Genomic DNA, 3017 nt, shown 5'->3' with positions numbered 1-3017 from the left:
GCAGCGCTGAAGTCGGGCACCAGCGCAATGCCCAGGCCGTCCAGCACCGCGTCGCGCAGCAGCTCCGAGTTGTTGGCCCGCAGCGGGCCGGTGACCGTCACTTCGATGCGCTCCGGCTCGCGGCGGCTGCCTTGTGCACGCTCGAAGGGCCACACGGCGGGGCCGGGCCGCAGGTAGGCCAGGCAATCGTGGCCGGCCAGCGCTGCAGGATGGTCGGGCGTGCCGCGCTGGCGCAGGTAGCGCTGGCTGGCCACCAGCAGCGTGCGCGATTCGCAGAGCTTCCAGGCCACATGGTCGTCGGGTGGGGCGCTGGTGTGCCGCACCGCCAGGTCGAAGCCTTCACGCGCCAGCGGCACCAGCCGGTCTGACAGCTCCAGGTCCACCCGCACCTGCGGATGCGCGCGGGTGAAGGCGTGCAGCGCTGGCGCCACGTGCTGGCGGCCCAGCGCCACCGGCGCGCTGATGCGCAGCACGCCGCTGGGCGTGGCGGCCAGGTCGCGCACGCCGGCAAAGCCGCGCGCGATCTGCTCGAAGGCGCCGCGGGTCTGGTCGACCAGCTGCTGGCCCGCAGGCGTCAGCCGCACGCTGCGGGTGGTGCGTTGCACCAGTGGCACGCCGGCCGCCCGCTCCAGCTCGACGATGCGCTGGCTCACTGCCGCCTTGCTGACCGACAGCCGCGCCGCCGCCGCGGTGTAGCTGCCGGCTTCGGCCAGCATGCCCAGCCAATGCACATGGGCCCAGAGGCCGGCCACGTCTTGTTGGTTCATGGGTTGATTGTTCAGAAGCATGAACAATGCGTCTAGGCCGAAGGCCTGGGCAGCGGTTGGCCGGGCTTCTAGACTCGCGGCCTCACCACCCGATTCACCCGCACGGAGACACCATGGCCGCACCACAAGCCTTTACCTCGAGCACCGACGTCGGCCACTGGATCGGCGGCGAGGCGGTCATACCTGCCAGCGGCCGCAGCCAGGCCGTCTACAACCCCGCCACCGGTCAGGTGGCGCGGCAGGTGCACCTGGGCACGGCCGACGACGTGAATGCGGCCGTGGCCGCTGCCAGCGCGGCCTTTCCGGCCTGGGCCGACACGCCGCCCATCCGCCGCGCGCGGGTGCTCAATGCCTTTCTGGCGCTGATGAACGAACACCGCGACACCCTGGCCGCGATGATCACCGCCGAGCACGGCAAGGTGTTCACCGATGCGCAGGGCGAGGTGACGCGCGGCATCGAGATCATCGAATTCGCCTGCGGCATTCCGCAGCTGCTCAAGGGCGACTACACCGACCAGGTGTCCACCGGCATCGACAACTGGACGATGCGTCAGCCGCTGGGCGTGGTGGCGGGCATCACGCCCTTCAACTTCCCGTGCATGGTGCCGGCCTGGATGTTCCCGGTGGCGCTGGCCTGCGGCAACACCTTCGTGCTCAAGCCCAGCGAGCGTGATCCGTCGCCCAGCCTGTTCATGGCCGAGCTGCTCAAGCGCGCGGGCCTGCCCGACGGTGTGTTCAACGTGGTGCAGGGCGACAAGACGGTGGTCGATGCGCTGCTGGGCCACCCCCACGTGAAGGCGCTGAGCTTCGTCGGCTCCACGCCCATCGCCCAGTACATCTACGAAACCGGTGCCCACCACGGCAAGCGGGTGCAGGCGCTGGGCGGTGCCAAGAACCACATGGTGGTGATGCCCGACGCCGACATCGAGCAGACGGTGGATGCACTCATCGGCGCGGCCTACGGCTCGGCTGGCGAGCGCTGCATGGCCATCAGCGTGGCGGTGCTGGTGGGCGAGGTGGCCGACCAGATCGTGCCGCTGCTGGCCGAGCGCGCCAAGACGCTGAAGATCAAGAACGGCATGGAGTTGGACGCCGAGATGGGCCCCATCGTCACCCGTCAGGCGCTGGACCGCATCGAGGGCTACATCGCGCTGGGCGTGGAAGAAGGCGCCCAACTGGTGGTCGATGGCCGCGGCCTGAAGGTGCCGGGGCATGACCAAGGCTTTTTCACCGGCGGCACGCTGTTCGACCACGTCACGCCGCAGATGCGCATCTACCAGGAAGAGATCTTCGGCCCGGTGCTGGCTTGCGTGCGCGCCAAGGACTTTGCCGAGGCGGTGCAGCTGGTCAACGACCATGAGTTCGGCAACGGCGTGGCCTGCTACACCCGTGACGGCAACGTGGCGCGCGAGTTCGCGCGGCGTATCCAGGTGGGCATGGTGGGCATCAACGTGCCCATCCCGGTGCCGATGGCCTGGCACGGCTTCGGTGGCTGGAAGCGCAGCCTCTTCGGCGACATGCATGCCTACGGCGAAGAGGGCGTGCGCTTCTACACCAAGCAGAAGTCGGTGATGCAGCGGTGGCCGGCCAGCACGCCCAAGGGCGCTGAATTCGTGATGCCCACGGCCAAGTGACCCGTACCGCCCGGCAGCAGGCCAGCCGCTGGCAGCAGGCCCCCGGCTCGCTGACGCAGCGGCTGTTTGCCTGGGGCGGCGAGGTGCGGGTGCTGCGGCTGTGCCAGCAGGTGGCGCCACTGCTGCCCGGCGAGGCCGCCGACCTGGGCGTGTCGCCCGGTACCCGCTGCCTGGTGCGCGAGGTGGTGCTGCACGTGGGCGATGCGCCCGTGGTGTGGGCCCGCAGCGTGGCGCCGCATGCGGCGTTGAACGGGCCGTGGAAGGCGTTGGTCGGCCTGGGCACCCGCCCCTTGGCCGCCTTGCTGTTCGACGACCCTGCCGTCACCCGGACGCCGCTGCGGCCGCAGTGGCATGCGCGTGGCAGCCATTGGCATCACCGTGCCGATGAAGCGTGGCGCACGGTGGCCGGCGAGCAGTGGCCGGCGGCCGTGGTGGCCGCACGCAGCTCGGTCTTCTGGCGGCGCGGCATGCCGCTGCGGGTGTTCGAAGCCTTTTCGCCGGCGATGCTGGCACCGCCAGTGGTCACGCCGCTTACTTCACCACGTCCACGCTGAAGCGCACGGCGCCGTAGGCCGTGCAGGCCTCGCCCTCGCAGTTGCCGGGGCGGCCGGCGAAG

At 70.4% G+C, this 3017-nt stretch carries 3 protein-coding genes; 2 read left to right on the top strand and 1 reads right to left on the bottom strand.

The window, feature by feature from the left end; translation table 11 throughout:
- A partial coding sequence (locus ABNT58_RS20075) for a LysR family transcriptional regulator (protein ID WP_348755191.1) occupies positions 1-767 on the bottom strand: 767 nt, incomplete at its 3' end.
- 113 nt (positions 768-880) lie between these two features.
- Here ABNT58_RS20075 and ABNT58_RS20070 point away from each other — a divergent pair.
- Both ABNT58_RS20070 and ABNT58_RS20065 read left to right on the top strand, forming a co-directional pair.
- A complete protein-coding gene (locus ABNT58_RS20070) occupies positions 881-2401 on the top strand; it encodes a CoA-acylating methylmalonate-semialdehyde dehydrogenase (protein WP_348755190.1) in 1521 nt (506 codons plus the stop codon).
- A complete protein-coding gene (locus tag ABNT58_RS20065; RefSeq protein WP_348755189.1) occupies positions 2398-2955 on the top strand; it encodes a chorismate lyase in 558 nt (185 codons plus the stop codon). The genes ABNT58_RS20070 and ABNT58_RS20065 overlap by 4 nt, the downstream gene beginning before the upstream one ends.
- The last annotated feature ends 62 nt before the right edge of the window (positions 2956-3017 follow it).

This window comes from uncultured Aquincola sp. (assembly GCF_964001545.1).
Taxonomy (GTDB): domain Bacteria; phylum Pseudomonadota; class Gammaproteobacteria; order Burkholderiales; family Burkholderiaceae_C; genus Aquincola.
This window is presented reverse-complemented; position numbering and strand designations above follow the sequence as displayed.